This window comes from Herbaspirillum sp. LeCh32-8, from assembly GCF_017814915.1.
Classification (GTDB): domain Bacteria; phylum Pseudomonadota; class Gammaproteobacteria; order Burkholderiales; family Burkholderiaceae_D; genus Herbaspirillum.
The window spans coordinates 1-216 of sequence record NZ_JAGIPZ010000041.1 but is presented as its reverse complement, the minus strand read 5'-3'; the positions used below and the strand labels follow the sequence as shown (position 1 = coordinate 216).

At 56.9% G+C, this 216-nt stretch carries 2 tRNA genes; both read left to right on the top strand.

The features are described from left to right. Positions 1 to 76, top strand: a tRNA-Glu gene (locus J8I26_RS22590). 64 nt (positions 77 to 140) lie between these two features. Further along, positions 141 to 216, top strand: a tRNA-Ala gene (locus J8I26_RS22585).

Here is a 216-nt window from a genome sequence, read left to right as displayed (position 1 = left end):
GTCCCTATCGTCTAGAGGCCTAGGACATCACCCTTTCACGGTGAGTACCGGGGTTCGAATCCCCGTGGGGACGCCAGCTTAAATGATCCGATCATTCGGGTTGTTTATAGGGCCCGCATCAGCGGGCTTTTTACTTCGCAGGGGGTATAGCTCAGCTGGGAGAGCGCTTGCATGGCATGCAAGAGGTCAGCGGTTCGATCCCGCTTACCTCCACCA